Origin of the sequence: Pseudomonas sp. Marseille-Q5117 (genome assembly GCF_946901175.1) — a bacterium.
Taxonomy (GTDB): domain Bacteria; phylum Pseudomonadota; class Gammaproteobacteria; order Pseudomonadales; family Pseudomonadaceae; genus Aquipseudomonas; species Aquipseudomonas iranensis.
Window position 1 is genome coordinate 263,644 of record NZ_CAMPPP010000005.1, and the last position, 25,046, is coordinate 288,689.

Genomic DNA, 25,046 nt, shown 5'->3' on the forward strand with positions numbered 1-25,046 from the left:
TCGCTATATATTTCCGTATACAGCGATTACGCCCGTGTATCGGCGTTATCCAAAGCAAAGCATTTACCGCCGATCACGGAGCCTTTACATGACACTTGCTGCCACACGCCTCGCCCCTGCCTGCTTCGCTTCACTCCTCGCAATGTTCAGCATGGGCGCCGCGCAGGCCGACGAAGTGCAAGTGGCGGTCGCCGCCAATTTCACCGCGCCAATCCAGGCCATCGCTGCCGACTTCGAAAAAGACACCGGCCACAAACTGGTCGCCGCTTACGGCGCCACCGGCCAGTTCTACACCCAGATCAAAAACGGTGCGCCCTTCCAAGTGTTCCTCGCTGCTGACGACGTGACCCCGGCAAAGCTTGAGCAGGAAGGCGAAACCGTCAAAGGTTCGCGCTTCACCTACGCCATCGGCACCCTGGCGCTGTGGTCGGCAAAAGAAGGTTATGTCGATGCACAGGGTGACGTGCTGAAAACCAACCAATACCAACACCTTGCGATCGCCAATCCAAAAGCTGCGCCATACGGTCTCGCCGCCACCCAGGTGCTGGAAAAACTCCAGTTGCGCGAAGCCACGAAAAGCAAAATCGTCGAAGGCCAGAACATCACGCAGGCCTACCAGTTTGTCTCCACCGGCAACGCCGAACTGGGCTTCGTCGCCCTGTCGCAAATCTACAAGGACGGCAAAGTCAGCAGCGGTTCGGCGTGGATTGTCCCGGCCACCCTGCATGATCCGATCAAACAGGACGCGGTGATCTTGAACAAGGGCCGGGACAGCGCCGCTGCCAAGGCCTTGATCGATTACCTCAAGGGGCCGAAAGCCGCTGCGGTGATCAAATCCTTCGGATATGAACTGTAAATGTCGCTGACCAGTGCCGACTTCGCCGCGATCTGGCTGACCCTGAAACTGGCGTCACTGACCACTGCGATCCTGCTGGTGATCGGCACGCCGATCGCGCTGTGGCTATCGCGCACCTCGTCGTGGTTGCGCGGGCCGATCGGCGCCATCGTTGCGCTGCCGCTGGTGCTGCCGCCGACGGTGATCGGTTTCTATCTGCTGCTGGCGCTGGGGCCGCACGGTTTTCTCGGTCAGTTCACTCAATGGCTGGGGCTGGGCACGTTGACGTTCAGTTTCACCGGGCTGGTCATCGGTTCGGTGATCTACTCCATGCCGTTCGTGGTGCAACCGCTGCAAAACGCTTTCTCGGCAATTGGCACCCGCCCGCTCGAAGTCGCGGCGACCTTGCGCGCCAATCCCTGGGACACGTTCTTCAGCGTGATCCTGCCGCTGGCGCGCCCCGGCTTCGTCACCGCAGCGATCCTCGGCTTCGCCCACACCGTGGGTGAGTTCGGCGTGGTGCTGATGATCGGCGGCAACATCCCCGGCAAGACCCGCGTGGTCTCGGTGCAGATTTACGACCATGTCGAAGCGCTGGAATATGCCCAGGCGCACTGGCTGTCCGCGGCGATGCTGGTGTTTTCGTTTCTGGTGTTGCTGGCGCTGTACTCCAGCCGCAAGACCCGCGCAGGCTGGAGCTGATCGATGATTGATGTACGCCTGAAACGCACTTATCCGGGGTTTGAACTGGATGTCGACCTGCAAGTGCCGGGCCGCGGCGTCACCGCGCTGTTTGGTGATTCCGGCTCGGGCAAAACCACTTGCCTGCGCTGCATCGCCGGGCTGGAGCGCGCCGAGGAGGGTTTTGTGCAGATCAACGACGAGATCTGGCAGGACAGTGCCAAGGGCATTTTCGTCCCGCCGCACAAGCGTGCGCTTGGCTATGTGTTTCAGGAAGCCAGCCTGTTCCCGCATCTTTCGGTGCTGGCCAATCTGGAGTTTGGTCTCAAACGCATCGCCAGGTCGCAACGCCGGGTCGATATGAACCAGGCCACAGAACTGCTCGGCATCAGCCATTTGCTCGAGCGTCATCCACAGCATCTGTCCGGCGGCGAACGACAGCGCGTCGGCATCGCCCGCGCCCTGCTGACCAGCCCGAGACTGTTGCTCATGGACGAACCACTGGCGGCTCTCGACAGCCGGCGCAAAAGCGAAATCTTGCCGTACCTGCAACGCCTGCACGACGAACTGGATATTCCGCTGCTGTATGTCAGCCATGCGCAGGATGAAGTCGCGCGTCTGGCCGATCATTTGGTATTGCTGCGTGATGGCAAAGGCCTCGCCAGCGGCCCGATCGGCGAGACCCTCGCACGCCTGGATCTGCCCTTGGCGCTGGGCGATGACGCCGGGGTGATCATCGAAGGCCAGGTCAGCGCCTACGACGCCACCTATCAATTGCTCAGCCTGCAACTGCCGGCCACTGAAATGAACATTCGCGTCACCCATGCGCCGATGGCCGTGGGCCAGGCTCTGCGCTGCAAAGTGCACGCGCGCGACATCAGCCTGGCGCTGAACAACGATGCAGCCAGCAGCATTCTCAATCGTCTGCCCGTTACGGTCGTCAGCGAACAGGCCGCTGACAACAGTGCCCATGTACTGATCCGCCTCGATGCCAGCGGCACGCCGCTGCTGGCGCGGATCACCCGTTTCTCGCGTGATCAACTGAGCGTGCATCCGGGCCAACGGCTGTGGGCGCAGATCAAGGCGGTGGCGGTGCTCGCGTAAATCATTCGGCACGACGGCCAGCGCCTGCGGTCAATCAGTTACAGACTGCCGTATGACCGAAGGAAACCGCCATGCCCGATACCGTGCTGACAGATGCTCTGCCCGCCGATCTGCATTACGTCGATGACACTCAGCCTGGTATCACCCGGAAAAAAATGCGCGGCAAGTTCGTCTATTTCGAACCGTCGGGCGAGCGCATCACCGACCCGGACGAAATCAAACGCATCAATGCCCTCGCGGTACCACCGGCCTACACCGATGTGTGGATCTGCGCTGATCCGTGCGGCCATCTGCAAGCCACCGGCCGCGATGCACGCGGGCGTAAACAGTACCGTTATCACGCACGCTGGCGCGAAGTGCGCGACGCCGACAAATACTCGCGCCTGCGCGACTTCGGCATGGCCCTGCCCAAACTGCGGCGCAAGCTCGAGGCGCTGCTCGATGAGCCGGGCTTCAGCCGGGACAAGGTCATGGCCACGGTGATTACCTTGCTCGACGCCACGCTGATCCGCGTCGGCAATACCCAATACGCACGGGACAATCGCTCTTACGGTTTGACCACGTTGCGCAGTCGGCATGTCGAGGTCAACGGCAGCGCGATCCTGTTCCAGTTCCGCGGCAAGAGCGGCATCGAACACCAGATCACCGTCAAGGACCGTCGCCTGGCGCGAATCATCAAGCGCTGCCTGGAGATCCCCGGGCAGAACCTGTTTCAGTATCTTGATGAAAATGGCGAACGGCACACCGTCACCTCCTCCGACGTCAATGCCTATCTGCAAAAGCTCACCGGCGCGGCGTTCACCGCCAAGGACTATCGCACCTGGGCGGGCAGCGCCCTGGCGTTGTCGGTGCTGCGCGAGTTGCAGCATGAGTCGGAAACCGAAGCCAAGCGCCATGTGGTCGAAGCGGTGAAGAATGTCGCCAAACAGCTGGGCAACACGCCGGCGGTGTGCCGCAAGTGCTACATCCACCCCGCAGTGGTCGAACACTTCATGCTCGGCGCCCTTGCCGAACTGCCCCGCCCGCGCGTGCGCAAAGGCCTGCGCGCCGAGGAAGTAGCCTTGGCGATGTTTCTCGAGCGGATGTGTGAGGTAAGCGAGGCGTCTTGATCTCCAGCGTAACGCTCGCTCCTGCAAAGGTTTCGCCGACGAGTTGAACTGGGTATTTTTTGCACGATCACACAGGTCTTCTATAGTTGATCTGAAGGTTCGCGCCACGCGGACTTTTTGTTGCAACTCAGCCGTTTCAGCGAACGGAGGTGTTCCATGTCCGAAAAAGAGTCCATCACCACCCTCCTCACCCTGCTCGACGCCCGCCAGGCGCGCCTCGCAGCCGCCTGCAAAGAGATTGCCGACTGGGTCGATCATCAGGGCGGGCATCCGACAGCTTTGCGCATTCGCGACCGGCTGCACGACATCGAAAAAGATGCGCCGCTGATTCGCGATACGCTCTCGACGCTCAAACCGATCGACCGGCCATTGCCACGGTTCAGATAGGCGTCAGCGTAGAAGTCCTCTCTGCGTTGGCGCAGAGAGGACGGCAGTTATCGGTTTCCCGGCGCCTCAGTCCCCCTTGCCCGTGCGCGTACCGCCGTGGCTGTGCTGTCCGCCGACGCGCGCCTTTTCCGCACGGTCGACTTTCACGTTGACTGAATTCCCGCCCTTCTTGCCGGCTTCCTTGATTTTTTGCGAATCCTCGGCGAATGGTTGGTCCTTGTGATGATGGGTCATGGTCCTGTCCTCCACAGAGTTGTAGTCACACTTCACAGACTCTAGATTGCACAAACTTCAGTTCAACTTCTCGCCGACAAATGGTTATGACTGCCAAGCGAAACGGCAATTAAATCCAGCCGCCGCTTTATGACTAACCCGACCTTTAATACTTATACGAAGCGGCAAGATAAACACCAGCCTGTATAAGTTTCATCACAAACATACCGTTCATCGGCCTAAGTAAAAATTTTCAAAACATTCTCCGCCGGCTCGTAATCGGAGTAGATGTCCGGTGCAACAAAGGACACAACTAGCGAAACGTTAATTGATATCGGAGAGCTATCATGACTACAGGAAATAAAAATCCAGGTAACTTCGCGAACGATCGTGAGAAGGCGTCTGAAGCTGGCAAGAAAGGCGGCCAGGCATCGGGCGGTAACTTCGCCAATGACCGTGAGAAGGCATCCGAGGCTGGCCGCAAAGGTGGTCAAAACAGCCACGGTGGTGGTCGCAAGTCCTGAGTGAGCAGCACAAGGGCAGCCCTGCTGCCCTTTGAAATCGGCTGATGGAGCGCAATCATGAGAACGGTAACGGCTTCTGCACGAGGCGAAGTGCAACGAAACAAGGGAGCAGAAGTGTATCCCGAAGCAGCGCGCAGTTCGCAAGTGACGAGGTCGGATGTTTCGCCTGTGTCCCCTTGTGTTGAAAGACAGCAAATCAGTCCACGATACAGGGAAAGCGTTCAGCAGGAATGTTATGAACGCCGGGAACTTACTGTTAATGCAGAGAACTCCCGCACTGCGAATACACAACCCACTTATGAGCGCTCTTCTTAGCAGACCGGTCAAACTTGTAGTTACAAGACAAGCGAGACCCATAGAGCAAACCAATCAGCTAACTAGTCAGCACTTTGCGAATGACGACGGCACGCAGTTTGTGCATCCTTGATTCGCCAGTTGCTATATAGAGAAATGAGGAAGTTTGAAATGGCACAAGATAAACAAGGCGGCATGTCGGTAAACGAAGCAGGTAAAAAAGGTGGGGAAGCCACTTCAGCTTCGCACGACAAAGAGTTTTATCAGGAAATCGGTAGCAAGGGCGGCCAGAACAGCGGCGGTAACTTCAAGAACGATCCGGAACGTGCCGCTGAAGCCGGGAGCAAGGGCGGTCAGAACAGCGGAGGCAATTTCAAGAACGACCCGGAACGCGCAGCAGAAGCCGGCAGCAAAGGGGGCCAGAACAGCGGCGGCAACTTCGCCAATGATCGGGAAAAAGCCTCTGAGGCCGGACGCAAGGGTGGTCAAAACAGCCATGGTGGCGGGCGCAACAGTTGATGCGTCGGGTGCAGGGGAGCGTGGCTCCCCTGCCCACTTTCATTCAAGCGAAATTACAGCTATTGCTTAGGAGTCCTGACCAGCCGAGGGAATCGCCATGCCTGTTCATGTCATCAACTTCACCGGCCCGATCAACGCCTCGACCTGCGGCCAATTGATCGATAAAGCCTCGCTCGCCGTAAAGGAAGATGCACCCAGACTGATCGTCAACATCGCCACCATGGGCGGTGAATGCAGTTACGGTTTCACGATGTACAACTTCCTGTTGGCCCTGCCTATTCCGGTACACACCCATAATCTGGGAACCGTCGAGTCGATGGGCAACATTGTCTTTCTGGCCGGCCAGCGCCGCACCGCCTGTACCCACAGCAAGTTTCTGTTTCACCCATTTCATTGGCACCTGCAAGGTTCGGTCGATCACTCGCGCATGTCGGAATACGCCATGAGCCTGGATTACGACTTGCACCTCTACGCCCAGATCGTCGCCGAGCGTACGAGCAACGGAAAAAATGCGTTGGAGACAGAGAAATATCTGACAGCAGCTCCGCGCATCATCAACCCTGAAGAAGCCATGCATTCGGGCCTTATCACGGCGATTGAAGACACCGAGGTTCACGCGGACTTTGTCTGCTCGTGTATCTACTCCTGACTCGTCCCACTTGATAACGCGTCGTAGCGGGCGCGTTCCTGGCTTATCAGCCGGCAATTCAGCCAAAAATTCCAGACGAAGTTGTACAGAATCGATCTGCCGTACAGATTTACAAATCGCCCAATCAGCCGGTCATCACGCCCGTTTCAATTTCTCTGAATTATTCATTTCGCCAGATATCCGTCTTCTTAACAGGCGGAGGAAATGTATGAGCGGAGAGGATTTGTACGTGATTGATTACCTGCTTCACGGGAAGCCCAGGTCATTCGTCATTCGCACAAAAACCATGAACAATGCCGAAGCGTGGCAATGGGCAAGTTGTGACGCGGGTATCGCGCCCATCCCCCGCCCCGGCCGACCTCCGTTGAAACGTTTTTCCAAACCAATGGCGGAACGCTTTGGCGTGACCGAGGTGCAATGGCGAGAATCAGTACCTTTGGTCTGGGAGGAGGATCACGTGAAATGACAGAACGCACATTGAAATTCGGTTTCGGCCGCTCATGGGATGACGAGATGGCGGAGAACGCCGCGATGTTCCGCGAGGCCGATCTGCTCGAAGAAGCGGCTTACAGAATCATCGAGAACGACACGGACAATCCTGAAGCCTGGGCCCGTTTCAGCGAAGCCAAGGCTATGGCCGACGCCAAACGAACGGCGGCCTATCAGGACTGGATGCGCATCAAGCGCGCGATGAGCAAGCCGCGCTCGAAATAGCGGACTGGCGCCTCATGGCTTGAGGATCAGCAGCAGTTCGCCTTTCGGGACGACGTAAGTGGCCAGTTCGACGCCTTTCTCGTTGCCAATGTTCTTCGCCACATGCGCGACGCCCGCCGGAATGAACAACGAATCGCCGGCCTTGAGTATCACCGGCGCCCGCCCTTCGAGCTGATACTCGAACGTGCCGCTGATGACATAGGCGACTTCGACGCCGGGATGAGCATGTCGAGGCGAGGTGACGCCAGCGTCGAAATCGATACGCGCCTGAATCACCTCACGATTGTCAGCGCCGAGATCCTGACGAACCAGATCGGTGCGGCTCAGACCTTTCTGCCAGCTCGTTGCCGGCGCATCCGCCGCATGGGTAAAGCCTGTCAGGGAGGCGAAGACAACGGCAGAAGCCAGAAACAGTGGACGGTACATGGTGATGCCCTCTTGAGCGTAGTGTTGGTGTGAGGGCTACTTTGGGCTCGGCATGTAGGGCGGATGTGTCTCGAAGGCGCAGTTTGGTGTTGCCGTGTGTATCGGCTGGGGGTTGATACATGCTTATACAAACGTGTCGCTGGCCACCGCCACAAGCCATTCTCTGAACGCGCTGATCTTTGGCGATTCAGCGGTGTCATGGGGTGTAACCAGATAGAAACCGAGATCATCCTGCAGGCGCAGGTCGAACGGTGCGACCAATCGACCCGCACGCAGATCGTCGTTTACGTAAGTCGAACGACCGATGCACACGCCCTGCCCGTCAATTGCCGCCTGCACCGCCATCATCGCCAGATCGAAGGTCAGCTTCGCGCCGTCGGCCAACTGCGCAGGCTGGCCGGCGGCGCTGAGCCAGGCCTGCCAGTCGCTGGCGGTGAGGCCGCTAACTTGTACAAGCGTGTGACTAGCCAGATTTTCCGGAGTGTGCAATGTCGTCGCCACTGCTGGACTGCACGCGGGAAATACCTCATCGGCCATGAGAAAGTCCGCGCGCAGACCTTTCCAGTCGCCCCGTCCGTAGCGAATCGCCGCGTCGATGCCTCCTCGGCGAAAATCCGCCAGATCGGTAGTGGCGCTGATGCGCACATCGATGTCCGGGAACGCCTGCTGAAATGCCGGAAGGCGCGGCAAAAGCCATTTCGACGCAACCGAGACCAGCGTGCTGATGGTCAATACGCTGGACCCGCGCGACTCGAGTAATTGTTGCGTCGAATGGCGCAACGCTTGAAATGCAGAACGCACCCCCGGCAGGTAGGCCTGCCCGTCTTCGCTAAGCGCCAGGCCATCCTTGAGGCGCAGGAACAATGCCACGCCCAACTCGGCTTCGAGGCGCCTGATCTGGTGACTGATTGCTGTCTGCGTGACGTTCAACTCGGTCGCAGCGGTGGTAAAGCTCATATGCCGAGCCGCCGCTTCGAACGCGCGCAGGCCGTTGAGGGAGGGAAGTCTGGCAGTCATAAGGCTAAGGAGCGCATGAGAATTTGTCATACGCTAGCACTGCAAATGACCTTTGCGAAAGTTTTGCCCGCAGTGGATCGTGGCGCCTCCACTTTCAAGGGACATGCCATGAAACTTTACTTTGCACCGAAGACCTGTTCGCTCGCCCCGCATATCGTCCTGCGCGAACTCGGCTTGCCGTTCGAAATGATCCTCGTCAACAACCAGACCAAGCGCACGGCTGACGGCCGTGACTTCCGCGAGATCAATCCGAAAGGCTACGTGGCCGCGCTGCAACTGGATAACGGCGAAGTGCTCACTGAAGGCCCGGCGATCCTGCAGTTTCTCGCCGATCAAGTCCCCGGGAGCGACTTGGCACCTGCCGCCGGTACGTGGCAGCGCGCACGTTTGCAGGAACACCTGAACTTCATCAGCTCTGAGATTCATGCCGCCAGCGCGCCATTGTTCAGCGCGGAAATTGCGCAACCGGTCAAAGCGGTTTTTCGGCAGAGATTATTCGAACGGCTGGATTACCTGAATCTTCAATTGGATCGTAAGAACTATCTGATGGACACCTTCGGCATTGCCGACGCCTATCTGTTCACGGTGCTGACCTGGTTGCCGACATTTGATATCGATATTGCCGAATGGCCAGCTCTGGCCACCTCTATGCAACGCATCGGCGCGCGGCCCAGTGTGCTTGCTGCCATCGCGGCGGAAGCAGCGACTTTGCCAGTCTGAACGCGCGCGGGCCATGGCCTTAGGGAATCTGTAAACTGCCGCAATCTTCATTCACTCAAACAAGAGATGCCCATGGCCAATCAAGACATCATCTTCACGCCGGATCCCGACACCGATTCGATTTCCTCCGACGTTGCCACCTTCGGCGGCATTATGGTTTCCACGCAGATTCCAACCCGCGCCGATGGCAGCCTGGAACTCGGCGGCATCACCGAGCAGAGCGAGTGCACCCTGCAAGCGCTGAAAGTCGCACTGGAACGTGCCGGCAGTTCGATGGACCGGGTGCTGCACCTGACCATTTACCTCACCGACATGGGCGATCGCGGGGCTTTCAATGAAGTGTACAAACGCTACTTCGCCAAGCCTTGGCCGGTGCGGGCGGCGGTAGGCGTGGCCTCGCTGGCAGTTGAAGGGATGCGTGTGGAAGTGACCGCGATGGCCGCGAAAGGCTGATCGAATTTGCGGATGTCACTCAATGATTTTCGGATGACACACCGCTTTCGCGAGCAGGCTCGCTCCCACAGTGGATGTATTCCGGCCCGGAGCTAACCCTGTGGGAGCGAGCCTGCTCGCGAAGAGGCCGGCACATTCAACACAATAGCTTGTCGATCTTTGCCAATCGCCAGCCACCATCGGGCAGCACACACGTGCCCACCAAGCGTTTCACGGGTAGAATGCGCCCCTTGCCCGTGACCGCCTGACTAAAAAACTATGTCCTTGCCCAAGCATCACCTGGAATTGCTCAGCCCAGCCCGCGATGTCGCCATCGCCCGTGAGGCCATCCTGCATGGCGCTGATGCCGTGTACATCGGCGGCCCGAGCTTCGGCGCACGCCACAACGCCTGCAACGAAGTCAGCGAAATCGCTGAGCTGGTCGAATTTGCCCGCCGTTACCACGCGCGCATTTTCACCACCATCAACACCATCCTGCACGACAACGAACTGGAGCCGGCGCGCAAGCTGATCCATCAGTTGTATGACGCTGGCGTCGATGCGCTGATCGTCCAAGACCTGGGCGTGATGGAGCTGGACATTCCGCCGATCGAGCTGCACGCCTCGACCCAGACCGACATCCGCACCCTGGAGCGAGCGAAGTTCCTCGATCAGGCCGGTTTCTCGCAGTTGGTGTTGGCCCGTGAGCTGAACCTGAAAGAAATCCGTGCCATCGCCGATGAAACCGATGCCGCCATCGAGTTCTTCATCCACGGTGCGCTGTGCGTGGCCTTCTCCGGCCAGTGCAACATCTCTCATGCGCAAACCGGCCGCAGCGCCAACCGTGGCGACTGCTCCCAGGCGTGCCGCTTGCCCTACACCCTCAAGGATGAAAAGGGTGGCGTGATCGCCTACGAAAAACACCTGCTGTCGATGAAAGACAACAACCAGAGCGCCAACATCCGCGCACTGGTCGAGGCCGGCGTGCGCTCGTTCAAGATCGAAGGTCGCTACAAGGACATGGGCTATGTGAAGAACATCACCGCCTATTACCGCCAGCGCCTCGACGACGTGCTCGAGGATCGCCCGGACCTGGCCCGCGCTTCCAGCGGCCGTACTGTGCATTTCTTCCTGCCCGACCCGGAAAAGACTTTCCACCGTGGCAGCACCGATTATTTCGTGACCGATCGCAAGATCGACATCGGCGCCTTCGATTCGCCAACCTTCACCGGCCTGCCGGTCGGTACGGTGGAAAAAGTCGGCAAGCGTGACATGCAGGTCGTCACCCATGAGCCGCTGTCCAATGGTGACGGTCTGAACGTACTGGTCAAACGCGAAGTGGTCGGTTTCCGCGCCAACATCGCCGAGGCCAAAGGCGAGTTCGAAGAAGACGGCGAGAAGCGCTATCGCTACCGCGTCGAGCCGAACGAAATGCCTGAAGGCCTGTTCAAGCTGCGTCCGAACCACCCGCTGAATCGCAACCTCGATCACAACTGGCAGCAGGCGCTGCAGAAGACCTCTTCGGAACGTCGCGTGGCCCTGAGCTGGATCGCTCGTCTGCGCGAAGAACAGCTGGAAGTGACCGCGACCAGCGAGGAAGGCATCAGCGCCAGTGTCACCCTCAACGGGCCGTTTGGTGTCGCCAACAAGCCTGAGCAAGCGCTGGAGCAATTGCGCGACCTGCTCGGCCAGCTCGGCACCACGCAGTATCACGCCACTGACATCAAGCTGGATGCGCCGCAAGCGTTCTTCATTCCCAACTCGCAGCTCAAGTCGCTGCGCCGCGAAGTCATCGAAGCGCTGACTGCGGCACGTGTCGCCGCGCATCCGCGTGGCAGCCGCAAGGCCGAAACCACGCCGCCGCCGGTGTACCCGGATTCGCACCTGACCTTCCTCGCCAACGTCTACAACCACAAGGCGCGCGACTTCTACCACCGTCACGGCGTCAAGCTGATCGACGCGGCGTACGAAGCTCACGAAGAGCCGGGCGAAGTGCCGGTGATGATCACCAAGCACTGCCTGCGTTTCTCCTTCAACCTGTGCCCGAAGCAGGCCAAGGGCGTCACCGGTGTGCGTACCAAGGTCGCGCCGATGCAGTTGATCCACGGCGATGAAGTGCTGACGCTGAAGTTCGATTGCAAGCCGTGCGAGATGCACATCATCGGCAAGATGAAGGGCCACATCCTCAACCTGCCGCAGCCGGGCAGCGTGGTCGGCCACATCAGCCCTGAAGACCTGATGAAAACCATCCCGCGCGCACCGCACTGAGTGACCGGCGTGTGCGGTGCTTCGGTACCGCGCACGCCTGCGCCGCTCTGCCTGAGCAAATCGCAGGCATAAAAAAACGCCAACTTCTTGCGAAGTTGGCGTTTTTTCGTAGATGGCAGGGGCGGCTGGATTCGAACCAACGCATGGCAGGATCAAAACCTGCTGCCTTACCGCTTGGCGACGCCCCTGTAGCTCTGGTCAGCGGCTCCGTTAGGATCGCTGTGAGAACGGGGCGCAATTTAACAACATTCATTTCGTTTGGGAAGCCCGGGATGAAATATTTTTTGTTTTAAAACAGCCACTTATTATTTTCGCGCGAAAACTCACCGTTTCATCGCCATGTATCACACTGTGTACGCGCCCCGCTGCTACACAACCCAATGCAAAAACGCTCTCTGGCGACACAGAGCAGATACCTCGCCACGCTTCAATGCACCCAGGGTTTCAAGGGTTCATCCAGCCCCTTGGCCACAGGCTCGCAAAGGAGACGTCAGCATGAAACAGGCTCTGCATACCTCTAAAGTCAAGGCCGCACTTGGTTTGTCAGTCTTGGCGCTGTCACTGCTCGGCGCCGTCGGCAGCGCTCAGGCGCAAACCACTGAACCGGCCGCCGTCAGCTATTCCGCGCCCTCTCCTTTCGGCCCGCTGAAGCACATCAAGGCAGGCTTGCTCGATGTGGCTTACGCCGAAACCGGTCCTGCCGATGGCCCGGTGGTGATTCTGCTGCACGGCTGGCCCTACGACATTCACAGCTATGACGAAGTCGCACCACTGCTGGCGGCCAAGGGTTACCGCGTGCTGATGCCGTATGCACGGGGTTATGGCGACACGCAATTCCTGTCCAAAGCCACTCTGCGCAACGGCCAGCCGGCGGCATTGGCCAGCGACGTCATCGACTTCATGGACGCGCTGAAGATCAAGCAAGCAGTGCTTGGCGGCTACGACTGGGGCGCGCGTTCAGCGGGCATCGTCGCAGCGCTGTGGCCAGAGCGCGTCAAGGCGCTGGTGGCGGTCAGCGGCTACCTGATCGGCAATCAGGCCGCCGGGCAGAATCCACTGCCGCCGAAAGCCGAATTGCAGTGGTGGTACCAGTTCTACTTCGCCACCGAACGCGGCCGCGCCGGCTATGAAAAGAACACTCACGACTTCGCCAAACTGATCTGGCAACTGGCTTCGCCGCAGTGGAAGTTCGACGACGCCACCTTCGACCGTAGCGCCAAAGCATTGCAGAACCCAGATCACGTCGAGATCACCGTGTTCAACTACCGCTGGCGGCTGGGCCTGGTGCAGGGCGAGGCGAAATATGCCGCGCTGGAAGAGAAGCTTGCGACTGCACCGTCGATCAGTGTGCCGACGATTACCCTGGAAGGCGATGCCAATGGTGCGCCACATCCCAAGCCTGAGGACTATGCCAAGCGTTTTACCGGGAAATATCAGTTCAGGTTGATTGAGGGTGGGATTGGGCACAATTTGCCGCAGGAGGATCCGAAGGCGTTTGCACAGGCCGTGGTTGATGCGGATCGCCTCTGACAGACCCGCCCCAAAGGCCCCTCACTAGCCCTCTCCCGAGGAGAAAGGAAACGATTGGGGGATGCTCAAGCATTACGCCGACGCGAATCGCATGCTGGTTGCTGTCCGGCAACTCACCGATGCGCACCGCGACGTCGATGCCCTCCTCAACCATGTTGACGACCCGGTCCAGCAACAGCGCGTTGATCGACACGTCCGGATAACGACACAGGTAATCGGCCATGACTGGCGTAACAAAAAGATCGCCGAACAGCACCGGCGCAGTAATCGTCAACTGCCCGCGCGGCAAGGCATGGCTGCCCGCCGCCGAATCCTCGGCCTCCTGCACCTCGGCAAGAATCCGCCGGCAGTCATCGCAGTAACGCTGCCCGGCTTCGGTCAGGTGCACAGTACGCGTGGTGCGCACCAGCAGTTGCGTACCAATGTGCTGCTCCAGCGCCGCCACCGCCCGCGTAACACTCGCCGCCGACAGACCCAGCCGCCGCGACGCCGCCGAAAAGCCCTGCTCCTGGGCAACGACAACGAATATCTGCATTTCTGAAAGCGATCCATGGGATTCCTCGGGGGCGGATACGAAAATCGCAGCCTGGGCTGCGATTGTGAAACTGGAGGTGGACAAAAATATCCTGACACCTCCTCACCCCGTCGTGTACCCGAGCTTGCAGAAACTGGCAATTATCTAATTCGTCGCTTAGCTAATTCGAAAAAAACTGACGTCGGCAGCGCTCAGGCGCAAACCGCAGTACCCGCCGCCGTCAGCTACTCCGCGCCGCACCTCAATCCTTCGGGAAGAATGAAACCAGCTCCATAGTTTCAACGCCTAACACCCGAGCGCACATGCACTCGAGCGGGGTTTGTTTATGGCGTCCCCTTGTGAGGCGCTTAAGCCGATGACGGAAAACTGCAAACATTGAACTCGGTCAACGGACTACGCTTAAGTTGCTACAAGCCCCCAAGCAATCATGCGGAAATATCCAGGCCCTCCTCCGGCAGGGGTGTAGTTGTACGCACCGTATTCCCTTACATGAAAATTGCCCCCGTTGGTGGTGACCAAAGGGATTATAGAGTTATACAACGGATTCGCAACTACGATCGGCCCAATTGCCGCGCCTGTAATATGTCGAGAGATGCCATCTGGCCAATACACCAAGGCAAAAAAATCACTAAGATTGTTATACTTCATATTCATTTTTTCGACCATATCGCTTGTTAGAGTGCCCCACCCACGCGATTGCCACCAAACGGATGTGAGTTGGTTGGAGGGTATATGCGAAGTTTCACGAACAAATCTGAAAACATTGCTCACTTGCACGCGATAGCTCGCCCTGGACTGCGTAGCGTCGGTGACGACAATGGTGGTCTGCCCATTGCTTATACCCGCGACTTTTCCGTTCAAGTCGACTGTCGCTATGTTCGTTTGGCTGCTGGTATAGCTAAACGGTGCAATACCACCGGAAGGAAGTCGGACTGCGGTGTTGCCTGGAAAATCGTAGCCTGGCCTAACGGTCAGACCGGCTGGAGGCTGAAGTGCAAAGCCATCCAATACCATCACCGATGGCTCGATAACCAGGGGCGCGTTCACCGTTAAAGTTCTAGGTTCTGATACCTGGCCGGTACCGTACAGCGCTTTGGCAGTAAAACGGTGCGGTGTGGGGGACAGGCCATCTAATTGTCGATTCCAGTCACCATTAGCGTCCACATCGACAGCGGCTTCCACCGCAATCAAACCATCATAAAGCCGGATTTGTTGATATTGGGATGCCGTACCTCCCAGGACTACGGAAGGTTCTATTGTCGCTCCACCTTCCGGTATATCCGCACCACTCGGCGAGCCTTTCGCCGAGGTGATTACCGGCCTCAGTTCCACCAAGGCTTTGACCGTGTACCTTCTTCCCTGCAAAGTCACCGCCTCCGTTTCCACCTGACTGCCACCCAGCCCAACCTTGAACTCCACGACCAACTCACTGCCATCCTTCAGATTCTTCAGGGTGGCGAGCGTGATCGATTGTGGGTAGTAGCCCTGGTTGATCCAGGTCTGGTTGGTCTGTCCGCTCAGCGGCTGCCAGAACGTCTGGGTGTATTCGTCTCCATTGCTGTAAGTGCCAAACACTCGCAACCATACGTACTGCGCCAGCGCAATCAACGGCCAGATGTTCACCCGAATAGTGGCGTCTTTGGTCAACTGATTAACATCAAATTCCGACCCGTCACCGCCATTAGCGGCCTCAACAATCAGGGGCCGCCCCATTGCAGGGTCCCCATCCGCGATCGGTTGCACTGCGAGAACCAACGGCTTGGAGTCCTTGGGCGAGCCGTTACGGATCACCTTATAGATCACATTGACTGGCTTGTTCAGATTCAGGGCCACCACCGTGTTGGGCAGCGCGACTTCCTGATCTCCTTGCGCGGTCACGAGGACTGGCGTGGTGGTGTGGCTGCCGCCGCCAGCCGTGCCGATCCAGCTCACTTCCAGATAGGTGCCGACCATGTTGTCGTAGGCGGGAATGACTGCGGTCAGTGCATCCTTGGCCTTGAGCGGATCGAGGCTGTTGCCATCAGCCTCCTTGATCGACGGTGCTTCCAGGTCTGGTACCGCAACGCCTATGACTTTGGCTGTTGCGGACCTGGAGTAACCGATGACAGTTCCCTGCGGCCGATGAAGTTCGAAGGTCACCGTCAAGTCACTGTCGAGCACGATGTTGCTGTTGGGCACCTCAACAATGCACGGCTGCAGCAGCCCGAAGTCGTCGACTGTGATGGTGCCGAAATATTCGAACTCTCTGTCCATATGGCTCGAACGGAAGACCACCCGTATGTAATCGTCCTTCTGATATATCGTATCCTTCGGCACAATAATCACCAGCAACGGTCCCGCGGCGAGTTTGGCCAGATCCACGGTTTTGGGATCGTCTCCGGTGTCGCTGCGGTCTTCACGCAGAATGGGCTCGGTCAGCGCCACGCGTTCCAGATCGATATTCGCGTAGATGTAATCCGACCAGCGTCGAGCATCGGTGGTATTGAGCAATTGATCGGTCACGGTATATCGGAAGGAGCAATTTTTCTGGCTGCCGACCAGGTCGAACATGTGTCGCTCGATCAACGTTTTCACCGATTGGCCAACTTCGCCGGGTTTTACTTTGAAGTCGAAACGCTCGTTGCCCATTTCCAGAGTGATCTTGTCGTGGGCTTTCATGTGCGAATAGGTTTGCGTTGCATACACACCCGCGTTGGCGCTTTCCTTGTCGATCAGGGGCGGATCACCGAGTTCCTCAGGCAGGCTGATAATCAATCCAGGGTGGGGGCCTGTGCCGGGTATGTTGCCGCCCGGGCGATTGGCGCTGTAAAGGGCCCACAGTTCGGTGGATTCGTTCTCGTTGCCGGCGACGTTTCTTATTACGTACTTGATGACGTTGGTGATGTTGTCGCGAAACTCGGTCTGAAATACGTTGAAGATTATTGTTCGATCCAGATCATTCTGCGGGACACCGCTCTGGACTCCGTTTATAAAAAGTCGGATTTCATTCCATTTATCAGCCTCGAAGATGGGGTCGATCAGCACCTCAACGCCCGGCGCGCTCCTCCCCTTGCGCGAGAGTTCCTTGAAGATTCCCAGCGGCACGCCCTGCACAGGCACACCCGCCGGCGGTGGCTCGTCAGGAATCACACCATTTGTGGCCAAACGGATTCTGGCGGGCAGCAGCGAGAGCGTGCTTCGACCCGTAAGATGCTTTCTTTTTCTTGCCATGCAACACCTTCCTGGTAAGCGGCCGTGGGAGTGCTGGCCGGGAATGGGATATCAGATACTCAGGAGCTAAAGTTGGCTACTGTCATACCTGACAGTTGCAGGCACTTATGCGACGGACGGTCGATTGGCTGTTTGTTACAGATTTGGGTTTTGTATCCGGCACGTTTGCTCTGAATCAGGGGCGCGTGCTGTTCTGCATAAAGGATTTTCTACGCCTTCAAAGGCCCCTCACCCTAGCCCTCTCCCGGAGGGAGAGGGAACTGATTTGATCTGGTCAAACGATACTGGACACGGTTATAGGTTTTAGGTCATTTCTCATGCTGCCAAGGCTTCCATTGCTACCGGAGTTCGATATCCGTTGTGACTGTGCAGCCTGATCCGATTGTAATAATGGGTCAGGTAGCGCAACACATCGGTACTAGCCTCATCTTCGTTTCGGTAGCCAGCCTTGGGTATCCATTCGGATTTCAAACTGCTAAAGAAACGCTCCATCGGGGCGTTATCCCAGCAGTTTCCTCGTCGACTCATGCTTTGTTTTATGCGCATGTCAGTCAGCATTTGACGAAATACTTTACTGCTGTAATGACAGCCCTGATCCGAATGGAACATTAGGTTTTCAGGGCGTCCTCGCGACTCGAAAGCCATCTTTAACGCTCGACAGGTCAGAGCTGAATCCGGACTTCTGGACATCGCCCAGCCGACGATGCGCCGGGCATGCAGATCAAGTACAGCAGCCAGATAAACCCAGTAAGTACCGGCCCAAATGTAAGTCACGTCGCCACACCACACTCGATTGGGGGCCTCGACATTGAATTTACGCTTCAAATGATTGGGGGCGTATTGCGCCTCCGCACCGATGGGTTTGTAACGATGCCTGCGCCGTTGCTGGCTCTTCAACCCGAGCTCGCGCATCAGGCTACGAGCCATGTAACGACCCACCGACTCTTTTTCGTTACACAACGCCTTTGCCAAGCTGCGCGCGCCCATTGATCCACGACTTTGCTCATGTAATTCAGTAGCTTTAATCTTTAGGCGATTACGCTCGTTATCCACTTTTGCCCGCTTTTTCAAACGTTCGTAATAACTGCTGCGATTGATTCCAAATACGCCGCACAACTCGGATCTTGAATACTGCTCGCTTAATTCCTCAACCAGCCTTACCGATCGAGGGAATCCGACATCAAGAGAGCTGTAGCCTTTTTTAAAATTTCCTTCTCGCGCTCAATCCGTCGAATTGTTGCTTCCAGTTCCTGGATGCGTTGTTGGTCAACGGTCATGGCCTTGGACTTCTCAGGCGTCTTGCCGCTGCGCTCCGCACGCAGTTGCTCAACCCAGCGGCGCAGAGCTGTAGGGCCCACGCCCATTGCTTCGCAGGCTTCACTCACCGAATAGTCTTTATCCAAAACCAGGCAAGCCGCATCCCGTTTGAAATCTGTCGAAAAATATCGTCTGGTCAAATTACACCTCGTCTATGGGCGTAGATTATCGCCCTTTAGAAGTGTCCAGAATCATTAGGCCAGATCAATTGGGGGATGCCTAAGAGTCACGCCAACCTGAAAGCGCTGTAGTGAATCCATAATCGACATCCATCTTTCAGGTCGATGTACAGCGCAAGACACCTCGGTCGGCTCCCTCTCCCTCTGGGAGAGGGCTGGGGTGAGGGTTTTGAGGGCTGCACCGGCTGGTTTTATTTGACCAGCCGCTTCTCCTTCGAAGGCCGATAACCAAAGTACGAGCTATAGCACTTGCTGAAATGGCTCGGTGAAACGAAACCACACGCCACCAGCACTTCCACCTGCGACAGCTCGGTGTGTTGCAGCAGGCGCCGTGCTTCGGTGATGCGCAGTTCCAGGTAATAGCGCTGCGGCGTGGTGCCCAGTTGTTCCTTGAACAAGCGCTCGAGCTGGCGCCGTGAGCGGCCGGCGTAGACCGCCAGTTGTTCCAGCTCCAACGGTTCTTCGAGGTTGGCGTCCATCAGCTTGATCACTTCACGCAGCGGCGCGCTGACGCAGATGTTTTCATCCGGTTTGATGCGCCGGTAGCGCGACTCTTCGAAGGCGAGGATGTCTTCGATACCTTCGACCAACGCCTTGCCGTGCAGGCCCTTGATCCAGTCCAGCGCCATGTGGAATGCCCCGGATGGGCTCGATGCGGTGAGTCGGTCGCGATCAATGACGTAGGGTTCGCTGCTGACATGGGTGCTCTTGGCGATTTCGGTCAGTGCCGGGCGATGTTCCGGGTGGATCGAGCAGCGATAGCCGTCGAGCAAACCGGCGCGGCCGAGAAACCACGAACCGTTCCACAATCCCGCCAGGCTCACGCCCCGCTCCGCTGCGGACTTGAGCAAGCCGATGAATTCATCGCTGGCGCGCAGCTCGGTGCGATAACCGCCGCATACCACCAGCAGATCCAGCTCGTTAAGCGCAGCAGAATCCAGGCGCGCATCGGGGCGGATGACCAGGCCCAGATCGCTGATCACCTCGCCATCGCCCAGGCCGAAAGTGCGCGACGAGAACAGTCCCGGGCGCAACAGGTTGGTGGTGACTACCGTGTCCAGCGCCTGGGTGAAGGCCGGGAGTGAAAAGTGTTCAAGCAAGAGGAAACCGGTGCGGGTTACGCCGGTGTTATCGGGGTTCTGTTCATTCAGATAGCGAAGGTTCTTGCCCTTCATGCCACCGCTGAATTGACGTCGTTCAATCAAGGTCGGGTCCATCGGTCGTTGTTATGCGGCGATAGTTGGCCGGTTCTGCGCAAGAGTCAATCTCGCTCGGGGTTGATGACTGGTTACGCAGGGTACGGCACGCGCATTTACGACTGTTGACCAGCACTCGAAGATTGCGCGGAATGATCGTCCGCATGCTCACGTTGCAGAGAATCGCCGATTTCCTCTACCGCACAACCAACGTCATAACCGGCACGGATCAACTCGGCGAACCGGAGCATCACTGAAGTGCCGGCATCCAGCGCCAACGCATCGATCATCAAATCCCGTATCGGCGCGCACAATTGGGCGTCAATTTCATCTGCATGTTCCTGACCGGTGGCACGGGCAATGCGCAAGGTCGCAGCGACGCCGCTGGTGTCTTCGTCAATGTCGAATACCTCGTCAAACAACATGCCCAATGTCCCTCCCGGTTGCTGCTCCGGTCGGCTCCAGTACCTGAGTTCGATAGACTCTCGTTTGACCCTTTCCAGGTAACGTCTGATCTTTCCCGGAATCGTCGCTGCTGCTTTCACGCGATTGTAGTATTGGTGGCTGGCCAGACTGGCGGCGTCTTTGACAACCTTCCACGCAACGAACCAGAGCTGGGAAACACTGTAGGTGTGCAAGGCTGCACGCAGCGTGCTCTTTATCTCGTCCCACTCTTGCTCGCCGAGTTCATGGCCATACCACTTGCATTGGTCACCCAGGTAGCACATGACAGCGGCAACGGCGTAATCAAGCCACAGGTTGAAAATACCGTCGCGGTCCGTATAGACCCGCGCTGACAAAGAGCGGATCACCTCGTTTGCGTTTACCCCCGCAGAGCCGGGCATCAACAGGTAAGCCACCTGCGCGCTGATCTGCCAAACCTCATCACCATTCCAGTAATACGTTCCAGGTTTTGCTTTCGACGGGTCCTCCAGAAGCAAGCCCGCGCTCTTCAAGGTCTCCACGAATTCATCGAAGTACCGAGGTGCCAGCCCTCGACAATCAGCGAGCGTAAACCCCGCATTGGTCAACCTGGGCGTGACCGCTTTGTCCAGCGCTGACAGCAAGAGCACCTGCGCGTCCGTAATCGCGGAATAATCCACCACATGGCAGGCCTGCGTGCGGCGATATTCTGCGAGAACCGACACGAGTTCCGCCGCTTTGGTTTTTTCAGCCTCCAGTGCCAGCGCATCCCGCTCTTTCCGGCAGCGAGTGCAGAGCGTCGTCGAGCGCAGTGCACTTTTGCAGGCCTGCGAGCGGTTGCGAACTTCAACCAGTTCCTCACATTGAGGGCATATCTGGTTTTCATCGAACGCATTGCAACGTTGACGTATGAAGGCAGCCAGAGTGACGCCCTGAGGCAGCTGCACAACCTCACCTAACGCACTCACTTTTTCACGGAACTGTCCTGACTCATCCATTGCCCAGTAGCGCTGGATCAACTCGATTTCTATAGGGTCTTCGGTCAGTAGTTGTAGCTAATTGTCATGCCAAGCGTCCTGTTGAATTCCTGGAGAATTGATCTCGCCATCCGCCGATTTTGCGGATCGACTACGTGCCTCAGCGTTGCGCAACACTGTCGCCAGTTCGAGGCGCGTGGCGCTCTTCCAACAAGGTCCTGGGCAACGCAAACCCTTCAAAACTGCGCTGAGTAATCGGGTTGTTGGCCTTCTGCGCGCCAATCCGATAACGCATCAACCCTTCGGCGACTGAAAAGGTCAGGTCGACGCTGGTGTCGGTTCGGCCATTGAGGTGCCCGCGACTGAGCAATCGAAACAACGACCACGGCCCGCGATAACTCAGGCTGGCGGTATTGCCGGTGCTGTGCACCAGGGTCAGTTGGCTGCCATTGCTGTTGCCAAGGCTGTTGGGCCAGACCAGTCCGGTTCGTTGCGGCGCGCCGTGCTGGTAGGGGATCAATTGGCCGTCGACGCTGAGCATGCTGCTCAGGCGGGTGGCGCTCAGGGCAAGGGGTTCGATGGTCAGTTGTACGGCCAGGTGGCCGCGATGGTTGAAGAAGGTGTCGCGGATGCGCTCGGCTTTTTTCAGTTGTTCAAGCACGTCGCTGCGCACCAGATAGCCGCCGAGGCTGTCGGAATACAGGGCGTCGAGGTTGTCCTTGAGGAACACGTTCAGGTACTGATCATGGAATTGCTGCAGGCGACCCTGAGGGCCGAAGAAAGCTTCGAAGTCTTCCAGCGAAGCGTCCTCACCACTGGCCTTGAAAGGGTAACGGTTCGCCAGGCGCTCGCGGTAAAAGCTGTAAATCTCACTGTCCCAACGTTTTTCCAATTCGCGCAGGGCGGCAATCACCAGTACCTGTGCAGTCTGATCGGCGAGTTTTTTGACGTGCTGGTTCAGCGGCTCGGGCAGGCCCACCGCGACGCGTTGCAAATTGGCAATCGGGTCAGCACCGTCCAGGGAGAAGCGGTTGAGTACGGTTTTCAGCGCCGCCTTGCCGGGATCCGGATTGTCATGCACGGCTTTGGCGTAGTCATAGACGGCGCTGACCGTGCGCAGAGCTTCTTCGTAATAGGATGGCTGCTCGCCCCTTGCGGTGATCAGTTCCGAGAGACTGGAGAACGCGCGCCGAATTCCTGCTGCCTGTTGTTGGCCGTCCGAGACCTTGTCCAGCGCAAGCGGCGCCTGTCCTTCGGTCAAGGGTACCGATGGATAGATCACGCTGTTGTCGCGCAAGGTTTCCAGCAAACGCCGCAATGGCGCGGCCGGGCCGGTGACTTGCTCCAGTACCGCCACGCCGTGACTGAGGTCATCGAAGTCGGTGACCGCGAACTGATTCAGCGCCCGTCGCCAACTGTCGATGTAGTCGGCACTGTAGAGGGCGCGGATGCGTTGGGTCAGCACTTTACGGTCTTCGTCGGAGTAGTCCAGACGTTGGCGTTCGCCGAGTACCCACTGGTCGATCATGGCCAGTTCGATAAGGTCCGCGGTGCCGGGCTCGAAGTAGCTCCTGAAGCCCTTGGCCGTGAGCAGCGGCGGTAACTGCAGGCCGCTGCCCTCCTTATCAGAGGTGAGCGGGCGGTAGACGATGTCGAACGCCGGGCCGACCTCGTGGCGCAGGTCCAGCGGGCGATGCAAACGCTCCAGGGCATCCTGTTTCAGGCTCATATAGACCCGTTCGGCCATGGGCAACTGGCGCAGTTGCTGCTGCACCTGGTCAATGCGTTCACGATAGTGCGGCAGGTCGGCGTCGGCGTATTTCAAGGCGTAGCCAAGGTGGCCCATCAAGTCGGCCTGCAACTGGCCCTGACCTGGATAGGCACGTTGCCACCGTTTGGCAACCCACTCTTGGACAATGGCCGGTCGACGATTTTGCCGCTCTTCGAGCATGCGGTAGACACGCAAGGCCGCCAGTTGTTGATTGCTGCCGGCCGGCGCGGTGTCGATGACGTCCAGCACACCGCTGGCAATCGCCGGCAGGAAGCGTTTGGACAACAGATTGAGATAGGCCTCATCCACCGTCGGACCGATTGCCCTCCCCTGATACAGCCCCATATCCGACAGCAACGGCCAAGCCTCGCGGTAGTCGCCGTACACCAGCACCGCATCCCGAATCTGGTCCAACGGCACCAGCAGGTTACGGCCGGTGGTATCGACCTTGGCGTCGATGTCTCGGCCACTGAATTCCTGACTCTTGGCCAAGACGCTGGCCGCCTTGTCACGGTTGACGTTGAAGTACAACTGCCAGGTCCCGATGATCACCAGACACCCCAGTGACGCGACACTGAACCCGGCGATCAGCAGCCGACGTTTGCTACGGGCCACCGTGATGTTGTCACCCGCCAGACCTGCTTCGGGGTAGATCACACGCTGGAACAGTTGCTGGGCAAAGTACACCGCTGTACCACCGACAGGTTTGACCTCGGGTGGCGGTGGTGGCAGCCGGTAGGCTTGCCCTGCCTCTTTGACGAAGGCATTACTCAGGGTTCCCTGCTGCAATACCGAAGAGAAATACAGCCCGCGCACCAGCGCCGGCGTAGTGAAGCGATCACTGCCAAGCATTTCACTGAGGAAGCCGAACAGAGCCGGGCGCAGCCCGGCCATCTGCTGCGCCAACGCCAGCAGACGATCACGTTCGATCAAGGTGCGCGATTCACCCATACCATCGAAAATCTGTTCGCTCAGGCAGGCGACAAAGGTTTGATATTGGCGGGTCAGCTCGGCTAGCCAAGCATCAAAATCATCCACGGCGTCCAGACTGAAAGTGAAACCCAAGAGGTCTTCACGCCCACTGCGCGACAAGCGGGCGAAGAACTCTTCGAACCCCTCCAGCAGGTCGAACTTGCTCAGCGTCACGTATACCGGCAAGCGCGTACCCAGCTGCCGCGTCAGCTCAAACAATCGGGTGCGCAGCAAGTTGGCGTGAGCCTTGCGTTGTTCCGGGCGCTGCGCCAACAACACCTGCACATCGATCACCAGCACCACACCATTCAACGTTCGACGGCTGCGGTTGCGCGTCAGCCAGCCGAGCAGGTGCGACCAAAGACGCGGGTGAGTGCCAGCGGGCAGTACCGGTTTGACCCTGCCGCGCTGCTCGCTGTTTTCAGCCGGTGAATCGGGGTGACTGAGGAACTCGCCCGGAGGGTCGATCAAAACTGCTTCGTCGCCAATCCACCAATCCACCGAATAGGCCAGTTGTTCTTCCTGATCGATCCTGACCCCCGCCTTGGTCACATGGGACAAAGCGAAGCTCTGATTGGAACGCGTGATCAGGCTGGTCTTGCCGGCATTTTCCTCGCCCAGCACCAGATACCACGGCAACTGATAGAGCGAACGGCGGCGCTCCATATTGTTCAGCAAATTGCCCAGGCTACGGTCCAGTGCTCGCTCTTGCGCCTCGATATAAGGAAGGCAAGGGTCAGCCTGCAGCGCAGCCTCATGCTGGCGCTCAACCTGCAAGCGCTGTAAACGACTACGCACCCGCCACGCCCAGACCAGCAACGGCACCACCAGCACCACGACACTGGCCGAAACGCGCATCGCCAGTTCACTCAGCGGCTGATGCTCACGCCAGGTCCACGGCGGGCCCAGCCACCAGATGGCGACCAACAAAAACACCACGCCCAGCAGCACCAATACCGGCACCGCCTGGTTGAACTGACGCAGCACCGGCAGGCCCCAGCGTTTGAGGTAACTCCAGACCGTCTTCATGAATCGCTCCTTGCG

Annotated in this window: 22 protein-coding genes, 1 tRNA gene and 1 pseudogene; 14 read left to right on the plus strand and 10 right to left on the minus strand. The window is 58.1% G+C overall.

Features of this window, described 5'->3' with window-relative positions:
* The first annotated feature begins 88 nt into the window (after positions 1 to 88).
* From modA to OC605_RS11280, 5 genes are all read left to right on the plus strand, one after another.
* Positions 89 to 856, plus strand: coding sequence for a molybdate ABC transporter substrate-binding protein (gene modA, locus OC605_RS11260; RefSeq protein WP_410055988.1), 768 nt, complete (start codon positions 89 to 91; stop codon positions 854 to 856).
* Positions 857 to 1,537 carry a molybdate ABC transporter permease subunit gene (gene modB / locus OC605_RS11265; RefSeq protein WP_262137128.1) on the plus strand — a complete coding sequence of 227 codons (681 nt, stop codon included), beginning with the start codon at positions 857 to 859 and terminating at the stop codon, positions 1,535 to 1,537.
* A gap of 3 nt (positions 1,538 to 1,540) precedes the next feature.
* Positions 1,541 to 2,620 (plus strand): molybdenum ABC transporter ATP-binding protein, encoded by a 1,080-nt coding sequence (modC, locus tag OC605_RS11270; protein WP_262137129.1) that lies wholly within the window; start codon positions 1,541 to 1,543, stop codon positions 2,618 to 2,620.
* Between the two features lie 71 nt (positions 2,621 to 2,691).
* The gene (locus OC605_RS11275) at positions 2,692 to 3,729 is read left to right on the plus strand and encodes a DNA topoisomerase IB (RefSeq protein WP_262137131.1); all 1,038 of its coding nucleotides are present in this window, start codon (positions 2,692 to 2,694) and stop codon (positions 3,727 to 3,729) included.
* 156 nt (positions 3,730 to 3,885) lie between these two features.
* Entirely contained in the window at positions 3,886 to 4,116 is a 231-nt protein-coding gene (locus OC605_RS11280) for a hypothetical protein (protein ID WP_016774936.1), read from the plus strand.
* A 66-nt stretch (positions 4,117 to 4,182) separates the two neighbouring features.
* Here the strand turns inward: OC605_RS11280 and OC605_RS11285 are convergent, their stop codons facing one another.
* On the minus strand, positions 4,183 to 4,350 hold the full coding sequence (locus OC605_RS11285) for a general stress protein (protein ID WP_133336327.1): 168 nt from the start codon (positions 4,348 to 4,350) through the stop codon (positions 4,183 to 4,185).
* A 326-nt stretch (positions 4,351 to 4,676) separates the two neighbouring features.
* Here OC605_RS11285 and OC605_RS11290 point away from each other — a divergent pair, with 326 nt between their 5' ends.
* The 5 genes from OC605_RS11290 to OC605_RS11310 all read left to right on the plus strand — a co-directional run bounded on the left by OC605_RS11290 (position 4,677) and on the right by OC605_RS11310 (position 7,029).
* Positions 4,677 to 4,853 (plus strand): general stress protein, encoded by a 177-nt coding sequence (locus tag OC605_RS11290; RefSeq protein WP_039764047.1) that lies wholly within the window; start codon positions 4,677 to 4,679, stop codon positions 4,851 to 4,853.
* A gap of 465 nt (positions 4,854 to 5,318) precedes the next feature.
* The gene (locus OC605_RS11295) at positions 5,319 to 5,666 is read left to right on the plus strand and encodes a general stress protein (RefSeq protein ID WP_029241506.1); all 348 of its coding nucleotides are present in this window, start codon (positions 5,319 to 5,321) and stop codon (positions 5,664 to 5,666) included.
* A 97-nt stretch (positions 5,667 to 5,763) separates the two neighbouring features.
* Positions 5,764 to 6,315, plus strand: a complete 552-nt coding sequence (locus tag OC605_RS11300; RefSeq protein ID WP_073476696.1) for an ATP-dependent Clp protease proteolytic subunit — start codon at positions 5,764 to 5,766, stop codon at positions 6,313 to 6,315.
* Between the two features lie 208 nt (positions 6,316 to 6,523).
* Positions 6,524 to 6,781, plus strand: coding sequence for a DUF6555 family protein (locus OC605_RS11305; RefSeq protein WP_016774941.1), 258 nt, complete (start codon positions 6,524 to 6,526; stop codon positions 6,779 to 6,781).
* The gene (locus OC605_RS11310; protein WP_122602898.1) at positions 6,778 to 7,029 is read left to right on the plus strand and encodes a hypothetical protein; all 252 of its coding nucleotides are present in this window, start codon (positions 6,778 to 6,780) and stop codon (positions 7,027 to 7,029) included. Before OC605_RS11305 ends, OC605_RS11310 begins: the two co-directional genes overlap by 4 nt.
* A 12-nt stretch (positions 7,030 to 7,041) precedes the next feature.
* Here OC605_RS11310 and OC605_RS11315 read toward each other — a convergent pair whose 3' ends face one another.
* The gene (locus OC605_RS11315; protein ID WP_186569126.1) at positions 7,042 to 7,455 is read right to left on the minus strand and encodes a cupin domain-containing protein; all 414 of its coding nucleotides are present in this window, start codon (positions 7,453 to 7,455) and stop codon (positions 7,042 to 7,044) included.
* A gap of 123 nt (positions 7,456 to 7,578) precedes the next feature.
* Entirely contained in the window at positions 7,579 to 8,472 is an 894-nt protein-coding gene (locus OC605_RS11320) for a transcriptional regulator GcvA (protein ID WP_262137137.1), read from the minus strand.
* A 108-nt stretch (positions 8,473 to 8,580) separates the two neighbouring features.
* Here OC605_RS11320 and gstA point away from each other — a divergent pair, with 108 nt between their 5' ends.
* The 3 genes from gstA (at position 8,581) to OC605_RS11335 (ending at position 11,892) form a co-directional block, all read left to right on the plus strand.
* Complete coding sequence (gstA, locus tag OC605_RS11325) at positions 8,581 to 9,192, plus strand: glutathione transferase GstA (protein ID WP_262137139.1); 612 nt, start codon at positions 8,581 to 8,583, stop codon at positions 9,190 to 9,192.
* Between the two features lie 72 nt (positions 9,193 to 9,264).
* The gene (locus OC605_RS11330) at positions 9,265 to 9,645 is read left to right on the plus strand and encodes a RidA family protein (RefSeq protein WP_024013136.1); all 381 of its coding nucleotides are present in this window, start codon (positions 9,265 to 9,267) and stop codon (positions 9,643 to 9,645) included.
* A 258-nt stretch (positions 9,646 to 9,903) separates the two neighbouring features.
* The gene (locus tag OC605_RS11335; protein ID WP_262137141.1) at positions 9,904 to 11,892 is read left to right on the plus strand and encodes a peptidase U32 family protein; all 1,989 of its coding nucleotides are present in this window, start codon (positions 9,904 to 9,906) and stop codon (positions 11,890 to 11,892) included.
* Between the two features lie 113 nt (positions 11,893 to 12,005).
* On the opposite strand, the gene OC605_RS11340 is transcribed toward OC605_RS11335, so the two are convergent.
* A tRNA-Gln gene (locus OC605_RS11340) sits at positions 12,006 to 12,080 on the minus strand.
* 307 nt (positions 12,081 to 12,387) lie between these two features.
* Here OC605_RS11340 and OC605_RS11345 point away from each other — a divergent pair.
* A complete protein-coding gene (locus OC605_RS11345) occupies positions 12,388 to 13,422 on the plus strand; it encodes an alpha/beta fold hydrolase (RefSeq protein ID WP_262137143.1) in 1,035 nt (344 codons plus the stop codon).
* A 76-nt stretch (positions 13,423 to 13,498) separates the two neighbouring features.
* Here the strand turns inward: OC605_RS11345 and OC605_RS11350 are convergent.
* From OC605_RS11350 to tssM, 6 genes and pseudogenes are all read right to left on the minus strand, one after another.
* Positions 13,499 to 13,974: pseudogene (locus tag OC605_RS11350) on the minus strand (LysR family transcriptional regulator); the annotation flags it as partial.
* 382 nt (positions 13,975 to 14,356) lie between these two features.
* Entirely contained in the window at positions 14,357 to 17,167 is a 2,811-nt protein-coding gene (locus tag OC605_RS11355) for an Ig-like domain-containing protein (protein ID WP_262137144.1), read from the minus strand.
* Between the two features lie 315 nt (positions 17,168 to 17,482).
* Positions 17,483 to 18,624, minus strand: a protein-coding gene (locus tag OC605_RS11360) for an IS3 family transposase (RefSeq protein WP_410055989.1) whose coding sequence is annotated in 2 segments (ribosomal slippage) — positions 17,483 to 18,363 and positions 18,363 to 18,624 — 1,143 coding nt in all. Because the reading frame shifts where the segments join, the coding sequence is not laid out codon by codon here.
* Between the two features lie 230 nt (positions 18,625 to 18,854).
* Positions 18,855 to 19,880 (minus strand): GlxA family transcriptional regulator, encoded by a 1,026-nt coding sequence (locus tag OC605_RS11365; protein WP_071172615.1) that lies wholly within the window; start codon positions 19,878 to 19,880, stop codon positions 18,855 to 18,857.
* 95 nt (positions 19,881 to 19,975) lie between these two features.
* Positions 19,976 to 21,301 (minus strand): hypothetical protein, encoded by a 1,326-nt coding sequence (locus tag OC605_RS11370; protein WP_262137149.1) that lies wholly within the window; start codon positions 21,299 to 21,301, stop codon positions 19,976 to 19,978.
* A gap of 118 nt (positions 21,302 to 21,419) precedes the next feature.
* The gene (gene tssM, locus OC605_RS11375; RefSeq protein WP_262137150.1) at positions 21,420 to 25,031 is read right to left on the minus strand and encodes a type VI secretion system membrane subunit TssM; all 3,612 of its coding nucleotides are present in this window, start codon (positions 25,029 to 25,031) and stop codon (positions 21,420 to 21,422) included.
* Positions 25,032 to 25,046: the final 15 nt, after the last annotated feature.

Excerpts from the sequence above, each read along its gene's own strand:
- modA (WP_410055988.1), top strand. The coding sequence starts at position 89 with ATGACACTTGCTGCCACACGCCTCGCCCCTGCCTGCTTCGCTTCACTC.
- modB (WP_262137128.1), top strand. The coding sequence starts at position 857 with ATGTCGCTGACCAGTGCCGACTTCGCCGCGATCTGGCTGACCCTGAAA.
- modC (WP_262137129.1), top strand. The coding sequence starts at position 1,541 with ATGATTGATGTACGCCTGAAACGCACTTATCCGGGGTTTGAACTGGAT.
- OC605_RS11275 (WP_262137131.1), top strand. The coding sequence starts at position 2,692 with ATGCCCGATACCGTGCTGACAGATGCTCTGCCCGCCGATCTGCATTAC.
- OC605_RS11280 (WP_016774936.1), top strand. The coding sequence starts at position 3,886 with ATGTCCGAAAAAGAGTCCATCACCACCCTCCTCACCCTGCTCGACGCC.
- OC605_RS11285 (WP_133336327.1), bottom strand. The coding sequence starts at position 4,350 with ATGACCCATCATCACAAGGACCAACCATTCGCCGAGGATTCGCAAAAA.
- OC605_RS11290 (WP_039764047.1), top strand. The coding sequence starts at position 4,677 with ATGACTACAGGAAATAAAAATCCAGGTAACTTCGCGAACGATCGTGAG.
- OC605_RS11295 (WP_029241506.1), top strand. The coding sequence starts at position 5,319 with ATGGCACAAGATAAACAAGGCGGCATGTCGGTAAACGAAGCAGGTAAA.
- OC605_RS11300 (WP_073476696.1), top strand. The coding sequence starts at position 5,764 with ATGCCTGTTCATGTCATCAACTTCACCGGCCCGATCAACGCCTCGACC.
- OC605_RS11305 (WP_016774941.1), top strand. The coding sequence starts at position 6,524 with ATGAGCGGAGAGGATTTGTACGTGATTGATTACCTGCTTCACGGGAAG.
- OC605_RS11310 (WP_122602898.1), top strand. The coding sequence starts at position 6,778 with ATGACAGAACGCACATTGAAATTCGGTTTCGGCCGCTCATGGGATGAC.
- OC605_RS11315 (WP_186569126.1), bottom strand. The coding sequence starts at position 7,455 with ATGTACCGTCCACTGTTTCTGGCTTCTGCCGTTGTCTTCGCCTCCCTG.
- OC605_RS11320 (WP_262137137.1), bottom strand. The coding sequence starts at position 8,472 with ATGACTGCCAGACTTCCCTCCCTCAACGGCCTGCGCGCGTTCGAAGCG.
- gstA (WP_262137139.1), top strand. The coding sequence starts at position 8,581 with ATGAAACTTTACTTTGCACCGAAGACCTGTTCGCTCGCCCCGCATATC.
- OC605_RS11330 (WP_024013136.1), top strand. The coding sequence starts at position 9,265 with ATGGCCAATCAAGACATCATCTTCACGCCGGATCCCGACACCGATTCG.
- OC605_RS11335 (WP_262137141.1), top strand. The coding sequence starts at position 9,904 with ATGTCCTTGCCCAAGCATCACCTGGAATTGCTCAGCCCAGCCCGCGAT.
- OC605_RS11345 (WP_262137143.1), top strand. The coding sequence starts at position 12,388 with ATGAAACAGGCTCTGCATACCTCTAAAGTCAAGGCCGCACTTGGTTTG.
- OC605_RS11355 (WP_262137144.1), bottom strand. The coding sequence starts at position 17,167 with ATGGCAAGAAAAAGAAAGCATCTTACGGGTCGAAGCACGCTCTCGCTG.
- OC605_RS11365 (WP_071172615.1), bottom strand. The coding sequence starts at position 19,880 with ATGGACCCGACCTTGATTGAACGACGTCAATTCAGCGGTGGCATGAAG.
- tssM (WP_262137150.1), bottom strand. The coding sequence starts at position 25,031 with ATGAAGACGGTCTGGAGTTACCTCAAACGCTGGGGCCTGCCGGTGCTG.